Here is a 19,318-nt window from a genome sequence, read left to right on the forward strand (position 1 = left end):
GGCTACTTCCCCCTCGCCGCGATTAAAACGCTTTTATCTCGAACAAAATTTAACCACGAAAGGTCAACACGCCCTGATCAGTGCCAAATAAGAAGCACAAGGAAGCAAAGATGGAGACAAACACATCCCATGAGCGAGTAGTAGACGCACAAGCTTATCAGCAGCTTGAAGCGATACTGGCTCAAAAAATAGAAACGGAACGCATTGTCACGCAAGAGGCAAAGCGATTGGCCTACGGCACCGATGCGAGTTTTTATCGCTTGGTGCCGAAAATGGTTCTAAGGCTTAAAAACTTAGACGAAGTGATATTCACCATTCAAAGCTGTCGCGAACTCGGCATTCACTTTACCTTCCGCGCCGCAGGCACCAGCCTGTCAGGACAAGCGGTTTCAGACTCGGTACTCATCACACTGACCGATGACTGGCGTGGCCACGAAATTGTCGATAACGGCAATCAGATCATCCTACAACCCGGTGTGATTGGCGCGGATGCCAACAAATACCTTGCCCCTTTCCAACGTAAAATCGGCCCAGACCCTGCTTCCATCAACACCTGTAAAATTGGCGGTATTGCCGCGAACAACGCCAGCGGCATGTGTTGTGGTACCGCGCAAAACTCCTACCGCACTGTCGAAAGCATGAAAGTCGTGTTGAGCGATGGCACCCTGCTCGATACCGCAGACAGTGCTAGCGTTGAGGCATTCAAGCAATCACACAAAGCTCTGTTTGAAGGCATTGTTGATTTACACAAACAGACTAGCTCGAACCAAGAACTCGCAGACAGAATCCGCCACAAGTACCGCCTTAAAAACACCACTGGCTACGCGCTCAATGCACTGGTCGATTACCACGATCCAATCGAAATCATCAAACACTTGATGATCGGCTCCGAAGGCACACTAGGCTTCATCGCCGAAATCACCTACAACACTGTGATTGAACACCCAAACAAAGCTTCGGCTCTGCTGGTATTTGCCGACATCGAACAAGCAAGTAAAGCCGTTACCACCCTATCAAAAACGCCAGTTGCTGCTGTTGAGTTAATGGACGGCAGAGCGCTACGTTCTGTCGCGGATAAACCGGGTATGCCTGCGTTTATGCCGACCTTAGATTTAGAAGCAGCGGCTATTTTGGTTGAATCACACGCCAGCTCCCAGCAGGACTTAGATTTACAATGTAAATCAATTTTGGGCGCATTGACTGAATACACGATTGTAGAATCGGTTCCTTTCACTTCTGATCCAAAGACAGTCGCAACACTATGGGGCATTCGAAAAGGCATGTTCCCTGCGGTTGGCGCAGTACGTGAAGTGGGTACGACGGTCATCATTGAAGATGTTGCTTTCCCAGTAGAGAACCTTGCGAACGGTATTCGAGAGCTGCAAGAGCTGTTCGATAAATACGACTACAGCGAGGCGATCATTTTCGGCCACGCCCTAGAAGGAAACCTACACTTTGTGTTTACCCAAGGCTTTGATAGCCAAGAAGAGATCGACCGTTACGGTGGGTTCATGGATGACGTAGCCGAGCTTGTCGCCGTGAAATATCAAGGTTCTCTGAAAGCGGAACACGGCACGGGCCGTAACATGGCACCTTACGTGGAGTTGGAATGGGGCAAAGACGGTTATGCCTTAATGCAACAAATCAAAGCGCTGTTCGACCCAAAAAGGCTGCTCAACCCCGGCGTTATTATCAACGACAATCCAAATTCCCACATCACCGACCTAAAACCAATGCCCGCTGCCGACGACCTTGTTGACCGCTGTATTGAGTGTGGATTCTGTGAGCCTGTTTGCCCGTCTCGTACCTTAACCCTTTCGCCACGCCAGCGTATTGTGCTGTACCGCGAGCTACAACGCCGCCGCGCTGCGGGTGAAGAGATCGAAGCCAGTGAACTAGAGAAAACCTTCGAATACCAAGGCATTGATACCTGTGCAGCGACGGGCTTGTGTGCTGAGCGTTGCCCGGTTGGTATTAATACTGGCGACTTGGTGAAGAAGCTTCGTATCGCCAAGTATCAGAAATTCACGCCAATCGCTAAGTGGACAGCGGATCATTTCTCGACCACCACTAAGCTGACCAAAGCAGGCCTCAAAACCAACCAAATCGCGAGCAAAGTACTAGGCGCAAACACGGTCGGTAAGCTTACCAATGGCCTGCGCTCAATGACCAAAGGCGCGACACCCGTTTGGATGCCAGAGATGCCGCAATCCAACAGCCATACACTGACCTCCTCCCCAATGACGGTAGAAAACTCAAGCAATCATAAAAAGGTGGTTTACCTGCCTTCGTGTGCCAGTCGCACCATGGGACAACAGAGTGATGCGGGCGACCAACGTCCTCTTACTGAAGTGACCATGTCTCTGCTCAACAAAGCTGGTTTTGAAGTAATCCTGCCGAAGAAACTAGACGACCAATGTTGCGGCATGCCTTACGACAGCAAAGGAATGACCGACCTAGCTCAATCGAAAGCACAACAACTCGAAGAAGTCTTATGGCAAGCCAGTCGTCAGGGCGAATACCCGGTACTGATGGACACCAGTCCGTGCGCCAAACGCAGTATTGAGCAGTTCACCAAGCCACTAGAGGTGCTAGAGCCAACAGGGTTTGTGAACCAGTACTTGCTTGAACACCTGACGCTTGAGCCACTGAAAGAAACCGTAATGCTGCATGTCACTTGTAGCTCTCGCCGAATGGGCTTAGAAAGTGCGATGCTAAACCTCGCTAAAGCCTGTACCGAAGAAGTGATTGTTCCAGAGCATATTCAATGTTGTGGCTGGGCGGGTGACAAAGGCTTCACTACGCCAGAACTAAATGAAGCGGCAGTCCACCCACTTAAAGAACAAGTACCGAGCAACTGTACTCGTGGTTTCAGTAACAGCCGAACCTGTGAGATCGGTTTGTCGCACCACAGTGGCATTCCGTATCAATCAATCTTGTACTTGGTGGACGAAGTGGCGCAGTAGCTTCACTCATACTGCGAGCAATGTGCTCTAGTTTAAAACGAAAAATGGCAGCCCAATCAGGCTGCCATTTCTTTATTCGGCTGAAATATATTATTGAAATAAATGCTATTAAGCGAGAGCTACAGAGCCTTATGTTATTGAGCTAAGCGCATCAACTCTTCTGGCGAGTAGTGTTCTGCCTCTGCACCTTTGGCGATCAGGTCAATCACTTGGAACTCGCTCATATCCCCAAACTCTTTGGTCAAGTAATCACGAAACGCTTTCTCATTCGGCCATTTGCCTCGCACGATATAGCCCTCTTCTTTGTCAAAATCTTCCGTTTCAAAGAATGAAAAGTCAGTCATACCAATATTGTGGCAATACAAAACGAGATACATAATTTTTCCTCAAAAATGGGGTTACTAATAAAAACTCACAGGGAGGTAGAAATCAAGCTCAAACACTTCATCACTATTGAGAAAATGGTTCCGATGATAATGCACATAGGCAGGAGTCGAGCGCTGTTTGAAACCAGAGGCCGGTAACCATTTTTCTAATACCATACTGATCTGTGGTAGCAGCTCACCATAACGACCATTAAGTCGAAACACGGCGTGTAACCCGCCCGGAATCACCATCTGATTGACGACACTTCGATACTTAATCGGTTCATCAATCGCGATGCACGCTACATAGCGACACTGATCCATTTCAACCCAAGCGGGATTGGAGTGATGCAAGCCAAATTGACTCGAAAAATCACGCTGTTCAGAGTTCGCCCACGCTTTCAATATCAACCACGCATTACGAATAGATCGGTTATAGCCAGTATGTCGAACATAGGCTGCCATTCGGTCTGACACTTCAACAATTTTAGGTTCCGGCAATTCCCGCTGCGCGACATTTTGATAGCCCGCCGCCACTTCGGGATCTTTCAGGTAAGGTTTTTCTGCAACTTGTAAATCATGCTTACGCCACTCTCCGGGTGACATGTTAAAGGTCGCTTTAAATGCTCGGCTAAACGAAGACACCGAACCGAAGCCGCATTTATGAGCGATTTCAACCACAGACGAGCTGGTATCGAACATCAATTGATTGGCCGCATACTCCATTCGGGTTCGTCGAATATATTGATGCAGAGACTCTCCCACCACGCTTTTAAAGGTGCGATGAAAGTGTTGTTCTGAATAGGCCGCTATCTCAGATAACTCTTTGGCAGACAATGTCTGACTGATGTCTTGGTGAATATGGAACAGAACATCATTGATTCGGGATATATGTTGACGTGACATCGTTTAAATAGCATAAATGGACATGTTTAAGAGCATAAACGGACACACCAGTTTTTACAATTGCCGTGTAATATCAAGCGATAGAATAAAAACGATAAACGACGAGACACAACACATGGAAATCGCACAGTCATTACAACAGATTCAATCTTCATACATTCGAGAGATCCTCGCGGCCGCAAGCGATCCAAATGTTATTTCATTGGCCGGTGGTTTACCCGATGCGAAAACATTCCCTATCGATTTAATGAAACCTACGCTAGAAAACCTAGCGAACATGCCTGAAGTTTTCCAATACGGTTCGACCGCAGGTTATGGCCCGTTGCTTGATCACCTAACACAAAGCTACCAATTGCCAGAATCTCATACAGCGATGATCTGTACCGGTTCTCAGCAAGGTTTGGATTTGATTGCTCGTGCCTATGTTGATCCAGGTGATGTAGTTGTGATGGAAGCGCCAAGCTATCTAGGTGCGATGCAGGTGTTTGGCCTCGTTCAAGCAAACATTGCGACCGTGTCTCAAACTGAATTTGGCCCGAACCTAGATGAGCTGGAAACGTGCTTTGCAGAGCAAGCGCCAAAAATGTTCTATGCTGTGCCTGATTTCCACAACCCAACAGGTGTGTGCTGGACAACAGAAACTCGTCAAAAAGTAGCTGAGCTGTGTATCAAATACAACGTGGCCTTCATTGAAGATGCGCCTTACCGTGAGCTACGTTTCACTGGTACAGAACTGCCGCTGGTTTCTTCATTCTGCCCTGATAACTCTATCGTTCTTCGTTCATTCTCTAAGATTGCATCACCAGGTCTACGTATTGGTGCGGTAACAGGCAAACGCAGCTACCTTGAGCCACTGATCAAAGTGAAACAAGGCGCGGACTTACACTCAAGTGTACCAATGCAAGCGCTGCTTGTCGGTCTTCTAAAACATGAAGATTTCAACCTGCATATGGAAAACATTCGCACACTGTACAAATCTCGTTATGAAGTGCTGTTTTCAGAACTAGAAAAACAACTGCCTGCAGATTGCGTGTTAAAAGCCGTAGATGGCGGGATGTTCATTTGGGTTGAAATTCCAGAGTGCGACACCTTCGAACTGGCTAAAACTCTACTTTCGAATGGTGTAGCGGTTGTACCAAGCCCAGTTTTCTATCCAAAGGCCGACGAAGCCAAAGCCGCCCTGCGCTTAAACTTCACCAACGCCAATCCAGAAGAACTAACCGAAGCGGTGAAACGCTTAGCGGAAGTACTTAACCAAGCGTAATCGCTGCTTAAGTAACACAGACTAGATACCAAAGCCCTGCTGTATTATTACAGCAGGGCTTTTTTGTGTAATGTCGCCTCCAAGAAAGATGGTGAAATAACTCGGTTTCTTAAATAGTAAATCCACATAACATTTGTTGATAAATAGCCCTACTTTTGGTTGGTTTTTGTCCATCCTTGGCTTGGTTATACTGCGGCGGATTTTAATAAGCCAATATGAGCAAACCTGAGTGAATTAAACTCAGTCTGCATCATAAAAGGCAACCGCTCTGGATTTACGTTCCAGCTCGCAGAAAGGAAAAACCATGTCTCAATATGTTGTATGTGCTCTGTATAAATTCGTAGCACTTGATGATTACCAAGAAATTCGCCAGCCACTCACTGACGTGTTAGAAGCCAACCAAATCCGCGGTACTTTGCTACTTGCGAGTGAAGGTATCAACGGTACCGTTGCAGGTAAGCGCGAATCTATCGACGCTCTTCTTAAATGGTTCAAACAAGATTCTCGTTTGGCTGATGTTGTTTACAAAGAGTCGTTCAACGAAGAACAACCATTCAACCGCACCAAGGTTAAGCTTAAGAAAGAGATCGTAACCATGGGCGTTGAGGGTATCGACCCACGCCACGTTGTTGGCACTTACGTGAAACCAACCGAGTGGAACGCTCTGATTTCTGATCCAGATGTGATCTTGGTGGATACTCGTAACGACTACGAAGTAGATATCGGCACATTCAAAAATGCTGTAAACCCAAACACAGAAACCTTCCGTGAGTTCCCTCAGTACGTTGAAGAAAACCTCGACCCTAAGAAACACAAGAAGGTCGCGATGTTCTGTACTGGCGGTATTCGTTGTGAAAAATCAACAGCCTACATGAAAGAGCAAGGCTTTGATGAGGTTTATCACCTTGAAGGCGGCATTCTTAAGTACCTAGAAGAAGTACCAGAAGAAGAGAGCATGTGGGAAGGCGACTGCTACGTATTTGATGGTCGTGTTGCAGTAAACCACCAGTTAGAAAAGAGCGGTTACGATGTGTGTAACGCCTGTCGCCTGCCAATCACAGACGAAGACAAAGCGTCTGAACACTTTGAGAAAGGCGTAAGCTGCCCTAAGTGTATTGATAAGCACAGTGACGAGCAGAAAGCGCGTTTCCGTGAACGTGAAAAGCAAGTTCAACTGTCAAATGCTCGTGGCGAAACCCACGTAGGCGGTGATGCTGCTCACCTTATCGAGCAACGAAAGAAAGAAAAGCTAGCATATAAAGAAGAGCAACGCTCGGGTAAAAAAGCGAAGTAAGCTTTCTGCTTTCAATACGCATGTTTCCAAACATATAACTATAAATAGTTAGCTATATACATACAAAAGGGCACAAGTTCGAAGATGATTCCTCGACTTTGAGCCCTTTTTTGATCGCTTTACGGCTTTGTGTTTTGAACCACATTTCTTTCGATAAATTGCTTCTATACTGTTAAAAATTCGACTAGAGAGGAAGTGCCAATGCTCAATGAAAACCATGCCTTTATCTTAGATTTCCCAGATCTTAAATTAGACATTGTTCAGCTCAACCACGACGACGAAAAATTCAAAGCAGACATGCAGAAATACCATCAACTCGACTACGACATCCGTCAGCTAGAAATCTCTGGCAGCCCTATCGATGACGACAGCATGCACAACCTCAAAGTAGAACGCATGGAGCTAAAAGACTCACTACACAAACAGCTCACACGACATCACGCGCTTAAGATCGTATAACAACTCATATGCTAGTGTGGCTAACTTAGCCACACTACTCTCCTTCTCAATGGGTTCATTTTTTGTAATCGAAACTACCTGCTACCCAACCTAATTATCTACTGAGAAATCTAAGTAAGTACTGAATTGAAGCCCATCATCTTGAGTTTCAAAACTCCAACCCATTCGCTCACAAATTCGTTGCACAATCACTAGGCCACAACCATAGCCAGCATTGTAAGTCTCGTTGCCATCATGACGGTTAGTGATCACTAATTGAGAACCTGTCACCACAATTCCAACATCGCCAATACTGTAGCTAAACGCATTTTTAATTAAGTTATTCAATACAATAGTAATAAAGCTCTCTGGCGCATACACAGTGACAGTCTCTTTGACGTCCAGATCATAACTCACATCCTGCTTGGCAAACAAAGGCGCCATTTCAAGCAACTGATTCTGAACTTCGACTGCCAAGTCATAGTGACCGAAATAATGCTCATCGATACTCTCTTTACCAAGCAGCAAAAACATCTCAGTCAGCACTCGCATCTGTTCACTCGCTTCTTGCAAGCGATTAATCGCTTTTAACACAACAGGAGGTTGATTGGGTACTTTAGTTAGCAGCTCTGCCGACCCTTTTATCACCATTATCGGGGTTCTAAGTTCATGAGAAGCAAATTGATTGAACTCTTCTTCCCGCTGAAAAAAACCTGAAATATGATTCTTCGAATCTAAAAGTGTTTGCTCAATATGTCGTGTTTCAGCGTAAGATGTCTCAACTTCAAAACTTGGCTGCTCAGGGTGCATTTGCCCTATTTTCTTTTCTATTTGATTAAGTGGCCTCGACAGCGAGCGTACAACATAGATCCCATACAGAACCATGAAGATGGAGGTTAAGCCACCTAGTATGAGGGTGTAGTTGTGGAGGCTCCTTTCATACTCGTCGAGGTAGTCGTCGGCGTCATCTTGAAACAAGATATACATCAGCCCTTTGCCTGACGGGTGTTCGAATACGTAAAAATGTTTATCTTCTGTACCTAACAGATGTTCATAGAAGCCGGGCTCTTTGTATCGAGCTAACCAATTGGGCAGTTCACTTTCGCTCCAATAGGTTGAAAACTCATTTTCATTCGGCAACAACGCATCTTCGCCAAGCGACTGATATTCAGACGTATAACGGTTAGCTTCAGTGTCTAGCCAGTGATGGAGGCTGATCACTTCCATCTGGTTTTCAGCGATATAAATAACTGTCCAGAAAAGACTGAACATGACCAAGGTCATCAAGCCAAAGCTACGACGGATTTTTCGGTAGATGCTTGGGTAATCGGCGTGGCTTAAGCCGCTATGCTTTGAGTCGGTAACCTTGTCCATGAATAGTCTCTAATCGTGAATGTTCAAACCCTTTATCGAGCGCGTTGCGCAGGCCATAAATATGGCTTCGAAGCGCATCACTGCTTGGCGATTCATCACCCCAAACGGAATCAATCACTTCAATTCTTGAAACAATTGCTGGCGCATGGCGCATAAGGACTTTTAGTATTTTTAACTGGATTCGACTCAACTTAATAAGCCTACCTTCTCGGTATACCTCGTCGGTCTGCGAGTTGAGAGTAATATCGGCAAAACTCTGCTTTCCAATACCTTGACGTGGTCCTCGGCTTGCCAATGCGTTCAGCCTTAAACTGAGCTCTTGCATAGCGAAAGGCTTAACCAAGTAATCATCTCCGCCCGCTTGAAAGGCAGCGATTTTGTCATCCAACCTATCTTTAGCGGTTAAAAATAGAATTGGCGTAGGGCACTGCACCTCTTCTCTTAACTTTCTAACAGCAGAAATGCCGTCCAATTTAGGCATCATGATGTCCATAATAATCACGTCATAATAATTCTCAGACGCTAACTTCAATGCCGCTTCACCATGATAAGCACAATCAATCACCATCCCTTCCAACTCTAAGTAATCGGCAATGGTTTCTGCAACATTGTGGCTGTCATCAACGATCAAAACTTTCATCGATTTATTTCACCTTTCTTCACGAGTGCTTCACGTTTGAGTTTATAAGATACACCCTCAATAAACTAAATAAAGAGTATATAGATGAAAAAGTTAGCGCTGATTTCGGTTGTCGGTTTAATTCTAACTGGCTGTGGCGGTAGTGACAGCAATAGCAATGGAAGCAACGATAACAACACGCAAGCTCCATCAGCAATTCAAGGTACCATTGACTCTGTTTCTGGCAACACCATCGTTGTGAATGGTTATAGCTATCAAGTAGACAGTGCGAACTATGCAGGCGAAGATGTGGCAATTGCAGACCTAGAAAAGAACATGATGGTTTCCATTTCATCTAATGCTCGTAGCGCTTCAGCTCACACTAACGGAGCTCAAGTTGGTCTTGAACCGACCATCGTTGGTCTTATTTCAGACGCCAACCATAATAATGGCACATTTAAAGTCAATGGCATCGCATTGACCTTTACAGATCTGTCACGTGAAATTGAAAATGGCGATTGGGTTATGGTCTCTTCTTTACCAACCGCAAATGCTGGCTACAAAGTACTTTCTGTTGTTAAGTTTGAACACTCGAACTTAACAGAGTCGGTTGAAGTTGAGGGTTTGATCAGCGATTTAGATAGCAATGCGAAAACATTCAAACTAGGTGCAAGTCTAAATGTCGACTATTCAAATGCCCAAATCGATAACGACGACAGCACCTATGACTTATCTAATGGTCTTTGGGTTGAAGTGACTGGCTCAATTGCTGACTCTGTATTAAAAGCAGATGAAGTGGAAGTCGAAGATTTTGATGAGATCGATAATGATACAGAAATCGAAGGCATTATTACTTGGGTAGCTAACGACAAATCATCATTTGATTTAAGCTACAAAGGTCGCTTTCTTGTCAATGACAATACTCGTTACGAAGACGGCAACAAGTCAAACTTGACCGTAGGTACAGAAGTCGAAGTAACAACGAAACAAACTAATGGCGAAAATATTGCTACCGAAATCGAATTTGAACACGACGATGATTCACAAGATTGGAATGACAATGACATCGATTTTGAAGGTGTGGTTCAGAGTATCGACGAGCAAGCATTAAACTTTGTGATTAAGACAGCCTCAGGCAGTCAAACCGTATACGTTAACCAAAACACTCGCTATGAAGATGGTCTAAGTTTCCATACTTTACATGGTCAACGTATTGAGGCTGAAGCTTACAAGGTCAACAGCCAGTACATCGCAAGCGAAATCGAAGCAGAAGACAACGACTAACGCATAAAACATCCTTGTTATTGAGTTCAGAAGCCATGCACTACGCATGGCTTTTTTGCATCAAAATAATCCAAACGACAGATAAAAACTACCTTTTTAATTATGTTACTGTTTGCTTATTCAAAGGTGTTTGATAAGGATGTAAACAGAGTGGTAATAGAAGAAGAGAAGATACAATTCCAGCTCGTTTCAAATTCTGAATTCGAAGAACTGTTTGCGTTTGTTAAGCAGGGGCTTTTCATACACGTAGATAACGTTTTCGGCTGGGAGGACGACTTCCAACGTAAGCGACTTTTAAACGATTACCATCCCTCTTGGTTTCATTGGATATACCATAAAAACGAAAGAGTCGGACTCGTCTGCTTTAAGCCTTACGGAAACACCTATCATATTCATCTGCTGATCATTTCCCCTCAATACCAAGGTCAGTCTCTTGGTAAAAAAGCCATGTTACTCATCCACAACAAAGCCCATCAAGAACAACGAAACCAAGTCACTCTGTCGAGCTTTAGAAGTAACACTCGCGCCATCAGTTTTTATCAGGCACTTGGCTATCAAATTGTTGATGACAGTGATGCTCACTTTATCACCTTAGCTGCAAAAGTTTATAAAATACAACTAGATATATAATAATTACAATTGATAAGTATGTAAATTACAAGTACCAAACATTCACCATAGATATCACTCGCATATATAACTCCACTAGTTAGATATGTCTCTAGAATAAATACTCCGGCTATTTCCACCACATTCCGCTTTGATACATTTCTCATCAATGGCATTCAATTTATAAATAGTCATATTTATCAATGACATTCTGCCAATTGATTCCAGAGTAGTAAATTTTTATCAATAACTTAATAGGAGAACTAACATGAATGGTCAACGTTCACTGTTAGCAGTGGCAATAGCCCTAGGGATAGCAGGATGTGGTAGCGACAGTTCAAATAGCTCCACAACTGATACTGGCGGTTCAACAGCAACTTCAGCGTCTTTAACAGCAAAGGCCGCTGATGGCTATTTGGTAGGAGCCAATGCGTGTTTGGATCTAAACAGTAATAAAGTTTGTGATAAGGATGAGCCAAGTGCCGTAACGGGTGACGATGGTTCGTTTACAATTGATAATCTAACTCAAGAACAACTTGAACAAGGTACTCTGTTGATCGAAGTGGTTGCTGGACAAACCATCGATACCGATAACCCAGGTGTCGTTCTAAGCAAGAGCTATCGCTTAACTGCACCACCAAAATCCGCATTTATTAGCCCATTAACGACTCTGATTCAAAATGAAATAGAGAGTGGTTCTTCGTTAGAAGAAGCTAAAACAGCTATTCAAGAGAAGTTGGGGACAACTCTCGATTTAACGCAAGATTATATCGAAGCCAAAAACAATAACGACTTAGCCGATGCACAAAAAGCGGCTTTTGAAAACCTACACCGCGTTGCTCAAGTTACCGCTTCAGTCATGGCAGAGAACACGGATGCGCTATCAGAAACAGCAGCGGGCGCCGGTATTTCTGTCGAAGCACTCACCGCATTAATTAATGAAGAAGTCACTCGAGTCCTCGAGGAAGTCGTAAAAAATATTGAAGCAGCTGGAGATAACTTCAACCCAAGCGATATTGCTGGCAGTATTAATCGCGATCACATCGCCGTTGATGACTCTAATCTCGAAGATAAAATTAAAGAAAATGAGGCAAATAAAGGCTCTAAGCAAGCCGACCTCGCGAAGCTTATCAAAACAGACGGTATCAATTGGTTTGGCGGCGATAATGACACTGGCAAAGATTTAGTAGTTGCCTATGGAACATTGAAGTCTGATGCAGATAACTCAGTTACCGATACCAGTTATATTTATGATTACTTTGCTGAGCAATTTGTTGAGTTTGAATATACCCCTGACACAAATAGCATGGTGTTAGGACAAAACGGTTGGGAAGCGAGCGATGATACCTTAACCAGCATTAAGCCGAACGAAGACGGCAGCTTAACTCTAGAATCTAGAAGCTCGATTTTTAGTGAAGTTGCTAGCGCCAAGCAATTAGATATCAGTGGGCTCAATGTTCGTTCAATCATGGATCAAACGGATGATGAGAACGTTTGGTCTAACATTATGCCAGTAGGTTTAAAATTCCCTGACAACACAACCGCATATAAATTGTCTGTAGAAGACATCAGCGACAACATTTATACCTTTTACAAAGGTGATTGGTGTGCCGAGCACACTCCGGATCGCTATGAAGCGCTCAATAACATGTGTAACGGCATTAGCGCCTTTAAGAATGGCAGCGATACATGGCTTGCCACTTTGGCATCGACCATTGCTGAAGATGAATCAGACCGTCATGACACAGCGTCTAACAATCATGCAGATTTAATTCCAATGGCAGGCATGGAAAATGCTGAAATATTTGCACAGCTGCTCTCTAACGGCACCGTAGTTTATTATACAAGAGCATGGAATTTAGATTCTACATTCTCCAAATTGTCAGAACTCGGTTCGTGGAAAGATGAATCCGTAAATGGCGAGGTATTACGTCAAGTTACGATCCCTGAATCTATCCACTCGCAAGCTACATGGTCTAACTACCAAAAAGAAGATAACTCCGCTTACTTGTCTGTAGTCGAAGGCTTTGTACGTATTACCTTCAAAGAGATCGAAGAAGCTAGTAGTGAGGCTTATATCTTTGACGAAGCAACTAAACAGTTCATTTTGGATAACGCATTAACGCCACAGCCTCTGCATCCTCTGAACCTACAAGCTTGTCTCGACTCACTGCCGGATGCTCAGTTCATCGCTACAGCTAATGACGTTACGGTTTACGATGTGCAACGCACACCTATGTGGGAGCCGGAAGCAGTAACACAGAACCTAACTTATGAGTTTACCTACTTGGGTGACACTTTCTCTTGGCTGAATGATGTTACGTTAGTCACCGGACTTCCAAGTTGGATTTCTAACTTAGCAGGTAGCCTAGAAAAGACGCGTATCGATATAAAAGATTCGCAAGGTGTTTTAATGGGGTATGAGTATTCATATAGCTCTGAAGATCACTATCTAGGTCAAGAGGGCTTTAACTCTGATGACTCACTAGGCTGGGGTTCGGCTAAGGCTGTGTTGCCACTGGCAATTGCTGATAATCAAAAGATTATCAATCAAGTGGTAGATTTCGATACCTCAACCAATGCACCGCTAACATCACAATATGACTATGAGTATGACGAAGTCAGTGGTGAATTCATTGGGATTGAGTCTCCTGGATTAAGGACTGTATCTGTAGAAACGTCATTAGATGAAATTATCAACGGACGACCTTACTTTCTACCCACCTTCAACTACCAAGAAACATACTTAGGTAAAGAAGAAGTCACTGTACCTGCTGGTACCTTTGATGCATGTAAAGTAGAAAGTGAAACACAATTTGAAAATGACGGACCTCGTGACACTCAAACTGCTTGGCTTACAAACCGAGGATCTATTAAGTCCATTCGAGAGGAACAATCTTGGAGTATGTCGATTAATATGGAAGCAACAAGCTTGCCGACTATTAAGTAATCGATAGGCAACATGAACAAGCCAATATGAATTTGGCTTGTTCTTTTTCGTATTAGCTCTTTAAGCCAACACCCCCATTCACAAAACTTGATAGCATTTCCAGCTGACCACTCCCTTAATTAAACGCCCTAGCAACTCGTCCTTCACTACTCAATTCGTAATGACCAATATAGGCTGGAACAAACACTGATTGCCCTTTGGTGAGTGTTAAGCACTCGCCTTTCTGACTCATTAGCGTTAAATCATCATCGATTGCCATTAAAATTTCAGCGCCGCTTGTGATGATTTCTTCTTGCTTGGGGCTATGAAAGATATTGAAATCAAAGTCACTAACTGGGATATCATAGCGATCACATTGACCCAGTTTTGAGGGCGCTAACAACAAGCGTTCGAACGGGATTGGGGTGAACTCTGTGCAGGCAACCAACTCAGCGACATCAATGTGTTTTGGCGTTAAACCGGCACGTAACACGTTGTCTGAATTGGCCATAATCTCGAGTCCAGTTCCCTTAATGTAAGCATGCGGAGTGTTTGCATTCAAATACATCGCTTCACCTGGCTTCAGAGTGATCAAGTTAAGCAGCAAAACACAAAACAGACCGATATCGTTCGGGTATTGCTGGCTAAGATCAGTAATCAAAGCAAACTCAGCTTGGTCTTGGTGTGCGACTACGTAAGTCAGAAGTTGCTCTAATGCTCGGTGTTTACGTTGGTCATCTAGAGTTAGCAGATCACGGAAAAACACTTCTAAGCCAAGAGAATCAATATTGTTACCAAACTCTTCAACCAAGCCAGCCAGCTCGCTCGAATCCAATTTTCTGAACAGACCTAATATTTCATCGAACTCTCGAAAGCCATTCATCGCTTGATATTCAGTGATCGCGTAAACCAATTCAGGTTTGTGGTTCGAGTCTTTGTAATTGCGATGCCCTGCGTTTAGGGGAATTCTTGCTTGCTCTTCTCTCGCAAAGCCAATTTCAGCTTGGCGCTTGTTTGGGTGCACCTGAACCGACAGCGCTTTTTCTGCTGCCAAGATCTTAAACAAGAACGGTAGCTCACCGAACTCCTGCGCAATATCAGTAGATAGATAAGCGGGTTTATTCTTGTTAATCAGCTCAGATAGAGGTACCAAATGTTGGTCAAGCTTGACCATTGAGCAGCCCTTCGGATGCGCTCCCATCCAGACTTCCGCTTGCGGCTCTTGTGACTCATTCTTAAAGCCAAACAGCTCACGTATCGAAGAAATACTCCCCCATGCATAATTTTGGATGGTGTTTTCCATTGGGAAAAATGAGTGTTCTGAGAAGTGGCTGAGTGACATGGCGTTTTCCATAGTGAGCCCTTTGAACATAATTCAGAGAGCTGATTTCTAATAACGTAAATAATTAGAAAGACTACAGAGAGCAGCTAGGACCCACATGAGATGAGGTCTTAGACGCAATAGGAAAAATTCTTAGAAACAGGTGAGATCGATGAAAAGCGTGAAAAGAGTCACATTTGAATATCACGAGTAGAAAGCGCTGGATCAGATAGCTGCTTGTATCGCACTGGTTACAGCAGCGATACAAGCAACAATACAAACACCAGCGACTATCTTGTTATCGAGAAGGCTCCTTAAAAGCCAGAGCGAACCTCTGCACTTTTCTGAGGTGATTGAGCTTGTAGAAAAGGGAGTAGCAGTAAACCGATGACCGCAGCACAAGTAGAGATGGTAATGAAGAATCCACTCCAGCCATAAGTTTCTAGAACGAGCGCTAATGGATAACCCGAGAGTGCTGCACCCATGTAAGCAAACAAGCCAACAAAGCCTGTCGCCGCCCCAGCAGAGTCTTTGTGCGAGCATTCTGCCGCCGCCATGCCAATAAGCATTTGAGGACCAAAAACAAAAAAGCCAACGCAAAATAGCCCAGCTGCTTGAAACACAAAGTTGGTTAAAGGCATAAGCCATAAAGCGGATACCGAGAGGAAGATACCAATCGCAAACAGGATGTTCATTGGACCGCGGTTGCCACCAAACAGCCTATCCGATCCCCACCCAGCAACAAGTGACCCAACAAAGCCACCAATCTCAAACAGAGACAAAGCTGCGTTCGCATTGATCAAACTGTAATCGTGCTCTTCGGTTAAGTATAAATTACCCCAGTCGTTAACCGCCGTTCTTACGATGTAAACCAACACATAACTAAAGGCGAGCAACCAAATATACTTGTTGCTGAACACGTAGGTTTTCAGGATTTCTCGATAGCTTAACCCTTGCCCGTGGCTCTCTTGTGCCAACTCTAGATGGTCATTGCGCCACTTTCCTACCGTCGGAAGTCCCATGGTGGTGGGCTTATCACGCAAACGCCAACAAACAATCAGACCAATAAAAACGCCAATCACACCCGGCCAAATAAACCCCGCTCGCCAACTGAATTGCAGCGTCAGATAACCCACAAGAATAGGAATTAGCGCCCCACCCACGTTGTGTGCTGTATTCCAGATTGCCCAGCGAAAGCCTCTTTCGGAGCGAGAATACCAAGTCGTCAATAACTTAGAACACGATGGCCAGCCCCAACCTTGGAACCATGCATTGAGCACCCAAAGCAAGATAAAAGCCGCCAAAGAACTAGAAAAGCCAAACGCTATATTGATCAAGCCTGTCGCGATTAAGCCAAGCCCCATGAAGTAGCGCGGGTTTGAGCGATCCGATATCGTGCCTGAAATAAATTTCGATAAACCATAAGAAAGATAAAAGAGCGTGCCAATTAAGCCAATATCTCCTTTGTCCAAACCAAGATCGGTGATCATTGCGGGCGCGGCATAATTAAAGGTTTTACGAGTGAAGTAAAAACCCGCATAGCCGACATACATTCCTATCATGATGTGGAGACGCCAGTAGCGATAACTCTGGTTGACTTCATCATCTGTTAGAGCATGAGTATTTGACGTAGCTGAGCGCAGAAATCCAAACATATTCGTTCTCACACTTTAGGTAATGTAACGCTGATATTGGTACCCGAAGATGAGCCATTAGCGTTGATTGTCATCTTGCCGCCGAGCGCCTGAACACGCTCTTGCATACCGCGAACCCCCATTCCTTTAAGAAGATCTTGCGCTGTAAAACCAACGCCATTGTCTGTGATTTGAAGGTAAGCCTGCTCATCTAAAATCAGTTCAATTCTAATTTCGCTCGCTTGAGCATATTTATGGGCGTTATTTAATGACTCTTGACAGAGTCGGAAGAGAGTGACCTTGAGCGTGTCACTCAAACATGAATAATCACCTTGCCAATTTAACTGGATATCAACGCCATGGTCCGAAAACTCCATCTCCCGAATAAGCTGTTCCACGGAATCTTTTAGATCAAGATCGTCCAACATTTTAGGTCTTAGTTTTGTAAGTAGACGTTTGGTGGTGTCATAAACATTCAAAGACAATGACTCAATCGTACCTGCACAGCGAACACTCATCTCAGCGGCATCGACGCGTTTAATAATGCTTGCCTGTGTACGGATTGCCGTAATGTTTTGGCCTATTTCATCATGCAGCTCACGAGCTATATCACGACGAACCGACTCTTCTGCCGTCACTAGCTGGCGTGAAAGATTTTGATTCCTGGAAAGTTCACTTCGCAATTTCAAGTTGAGATCTTTCTGCTTTTGAACCGCTAAACCAAGTAATATACCGGTGATGGTTTGAGCAGACAGAGACAAGAGCAAGTCGGTAATTTCGAGTTTGGATGTTCCGCTGTGGGCTGCAATCAACGCGACACTATTTAACATTGTTGCAAGCAGAGCGCCTTGCCACCCGTAACGAACCGCGAGCAAGATAATAGGGATCGCCATACAGAACGGGGCGAAGCGCCTTAGTTCATCAGGCAAACTGGTTTGTATCAAAATACTGGCGACCAACAAGACGCTATATAAAGCGATGTGACGGATTTTGAACTCAACGACATTATTGATTAAGTAAGAGCTCAGTGGCGCCCACTTGTTTTGGAATAGGTAGTTCCAGACTAGATAACACATCGGTACCAGCATCAATCCGCCAGTGATACTCACCAACCACACCATGTAAACAGCCGGAACATGAGAACCCACCACGGCAACGTTAATGAATGCTGTGACCATGATTAAGCTCGCCATCACTAACAAGTGACGATTCTGGTCACCAGAATAATAACGCTTGGCAATTAGCGTAGCAGGAATACTCAATCCACTGGCGATGAGTATCGTCAGCCATTGAGGTTCATCAAGCAGTAGAGCTAAAGCAATCGCGAGCCCCCACTCTGCAATATAGATGGCAGGCCAATAGTGGGTGTGAGTGTGCAGCGTCATTCCCAGTCGAAGTGAAAACGGGAAAAGCAGAATCGCTAACTCAGGGTCATTAATGAAATAGAAGGCAATAACCCATAAACAGAACCATGCACAGCCAGCCATAAAAAACCCACACAGGGAGGTGGCTAGGTAAGAACGCATTAGTACTGGTCTTGTGTAAACAGTTTCGCTAACTCGACGTTATTCTTAACATTGAGTTTGTCCATCGCATTGGCACGGTGTACATGCACCGTTTTATGGCTAACCCCTAGCTCTACGGCGATAGATTTTACATCGAGCCCTGTTGCCAATAACTGGCACACTTCACTTTCTCTGCGGGTGAGCTGATTTAAAGAGGCTTTATTCTTCATGGGTGTCGCAAGCTTTATGGCGATATCAGGCGTGAGATAACAGCCACCATTTGCGCTCGTGTGTACGGCTTGGATTAACTCATCAGGGCTACAGCGCTTGCTGAGATAACCTTTGGCTCCTAACTCTAATGACTTCTCAACCATCGCCGGAGAGTCATGAACGCTCAACATGATGCTGGCAATGCCAGATGGAATCTCTTCCAATAAGCTCAGGCCACTTTCGTCCTGCATTGAGATATCCAAGATCACGACATCAGGGTGACAGCTTGGCAATCCTAGGCGCGCTTCTGCCGCAGAGTTGAATTCACCCACGACCGTAATATCAGCTTCAAGACTGAGTAATTGAGCAAAGCCAGATCGAACAATGACGTGGTCATCAACAAGCGCAACATTAATCATGATATTAACCAAAATTAAGAGTAAGAAAGAAAAATAGCCCCAACAGGAGCTATCTAAAATTAAGTTTATTGATAGAGATGATACTGAATCGAACTAACGATTGGTATGATCTCACGTGCTTTAAACCAATAAATCACGTGAGACTATCTACCCGAAACTCTCTTTGCGACCACAAATGCGC

15 protein-coding genes are annotated in these 19,318 nt (G+C 44.5%); 7 read left to right on the forward strand and 8 right to left on the reverse strand.

The window, feature by feature from the left end; translation table 11 throughout:
- Positions 1-110: 110 nt before the first annotated feature.
- The gene (locus ACED45_RS16870) at positions 111-2,966 is read left to right on the forward strand and encodes an FAD-binding and (Fe-S)-binding domain-containing protein (protein ID WP_371714529.1); all 2,856 of its coding nucleotides are present in this window, start codon (positions 111-113) and stop codon (positions 2,964-2,966) included.
- 134 nt (positions 2,967-3,100) lie between these two features.
- Here ACED45_RS16870 and ACED45_RS16875 read toward each other — a convergent pair whose 3' ends face one another.
- Positions 3,101-3,343, reverse strand: coding sequence for a hypothetical protein (locus ACED45_RS16875; RefSeq protein ID WP_102299817.1), 243 nt, complete (start codon positions 3,341-3,343; stop codon positions 3,101-3,103).
- Between the two features lie 24 nt (positions 3,344-3,367).
- Positions 3,368-4,237 carry an AraC family transcriptional regulator gene (locus ACED45_RS16880; RefSeq protein ID WP_371714530.1) on the reverse strand — a complete coding sequence of 290 codons (870 nt, stop codon included), beginning with the start codon at positions 4,235-4,237 and terminating at the stop codon, positions 3,368-3,370.
- Positions 4,238-4,352: 115 nt separating this feature from the next.
- Between ACED45_RS16880 and ACED45_RS16885 the strand changes: the two genes are divergently transcribed.
- The 3 genes from ACED45_RS16885 to ACED45_RS16895 all read left to right on the forward strand — a co-directional run bounded on the left by ACED45_RS16885 (position 4,353) and on the right by ACED45_RS16895 (position 7,254).
- The gene (locus ACED45_RS16885; RefSeq protein ID WP_371714531.1) at positions 4,353-5,501 is read left to right on the forward strand and encodes an aminotransferase-like domain-containing protein; all 1,149 of its coding nucleotides are present in this window, start codon (positions 4,353-4,355) and stop codon (positions 5,499-5,501) included.
- A 304-nt stretch (positions 5,502-5,805) separates the two neighbouring features.
- On the forward strand, positions 5,806-6,795 hold the full coding sequence (gene trhO / locus ACED45_RS16890; RefSeq protein ID WP_371714532.1) for an oxygen-dependent tRNA uridine(34) hydroxylase TrhO: 990 nt from the start codon (positions 5,806-5,808) through the stop codon (positions 6,793-6,795).
- 201 nt (positions 6,796-6,996) lie between these two features.
- Positions 6,997-7,254, forward strand: a complete 258-nt coding sequence (locus ACED45_RS16895; RefSeq protein ID WP_009846137.1) for a YdcH family protein — start codon at positions 6,997-6,999, stop codon at positions 7,252-7,254.
- Between the two features lie 90 nt (positions 7,255-7,344).
- On the opposite strand, the gene ACED45_RS16900 is transcribed toward ACED45_RS16895, so the two are convergent.
- Together ACED45_RS16900 and ACED45_RS16905 are read right to left on the reverse strand one after the other, a co-directional pair.
- Positions 7,345-8,607, reverse strand: coding sequence for a sensor histidine kinase (locus ACED45_RS16900; RefSeq protein ID WP_371714533.1), 1,263 nt, complete (start codon positions 8,605-8,607; stop codon positions 7,345-7,347).
- Entirely contained in the window at positions 8,579-9,247 is a 669-nt protein-coding gene (locus ACED45_RS16905) for a response regulator transcription factor (protein WP_017068552.1), read from the reverse strand. The genes ACED45_RS16900 and ACED45_RS16905 overlap by 29 nt, the downstream gene beginning before the upstream one ends.
- An 84-nt stretch (positions 9,248-9,331) precedes the next feature.
- Between ACED45_RS16905 and ACED45_RS16910 the strand changes: the two genes are divergently transcribed.
- From ACED45_RS16910 to ACED45_RS16920, 3 genes are all read left to right on the forward strand, one after another.
- The gene (locus ACED45_RS16910; RefSeq protein ID WP_017107697.1) at positions 9,332-10,510 is read left to right on the forward strand and encodes a DUF5666 domain-containing protein; all 1,179 of its coding nucleotides are present in this window, start codon (positions 9,332-9,334) and stop codon (positions 10,508-10,510) included.
- A gap of 102 nt (positions 10,511-10,612) precedes the next feature.
- Positions 10,613-11,140: a GNAT family N-acetyltransferase gene (locus ACED45_RS16915; protein ID WP_170962798.1), complete on the forward strand. Its 528-nt coding sequence runs from the start codon at positions 10,613-10,615 to the stop codon at positions 11,138-11,140.
- Between the two features lie 247 nt (positions 11,141-11,387).
- Positions 11,388-14,069, forward strand: a complete 2,682-nt coding sequence (locus tag ACED45_RS16920) for a hypothetical protein (RefSeq protein WP_371714534.1) — start codon at positions 11,388-11,390, stop codon at positions 14,067-14,069.
- Positions 14,070-14,184: 115 nt separating this feature from the next.
- Here ACED45_RS16920 and manA read toward each other — a convergent pair whose 3' ends face one another.
- From manA to uhpA, 4 genes are all read right to left on the reverse strand, one after another.
- Complete coding sequence (gene manA / locus ACED45_RS16925; protein ID WP_371714547.1) at positions 14,185-15,390, reverse strand: mannose-6-phosphate isomerase, class I; 1,206 nt, start codon at positions 15,388-15,390, stop codon at positions 14,185-14,187.
- A gap of 293 nt (positions 15,391-15,683) precedes the next feature.
- On the reverse strand, positions 15,684-17,024 hold the full coding sequence (locus ACED45_RS16930) for an MFS transporter (RefSeq protein WP_146492568.1): 1,341 nt from the start codon (positions 17,022-17,024) through the stop codon (positions 15,684-15,686).
- 8 nt (positions 17,025-17,032) lie between these two features.
- On the reverse strand, positions 17,033-18,529 hold the full coding sequence (uhpB, locus tag ACED45_RS16935; protein ID WP_371714535.1) for a signal transduction histidine-protein kinase/phosphatase UhpB: 1,497 nt from the start codon (positions 18,527-18,529) through the stop codon (positions 17,033-17,035).
- Entirely contained in the window at positions 18,529-19,137 is a 609-nt protein-coding gene (gene uhpA / locus ACED45_RS16940) for a transcriptional regulator UhpA (protein ID WP_017061545.1), read from the reverse strand. Before uhpA ends, uhpB begins: the two co-directional genes overlap by 1 nt.
- Positions 19,138-19,318 lie beyond the last annotated feature (181 nt).

Origin of the sequence: Vibrio crassostreae, assembly GCF_041439375.1 — a bacterium.
Lineage (GTDB): Bacteria > Pseudomonadota > Gammaproteobacteria > Enterobacterales > Vibrionaceae > Vibrio > Vibrio crassostreae_D.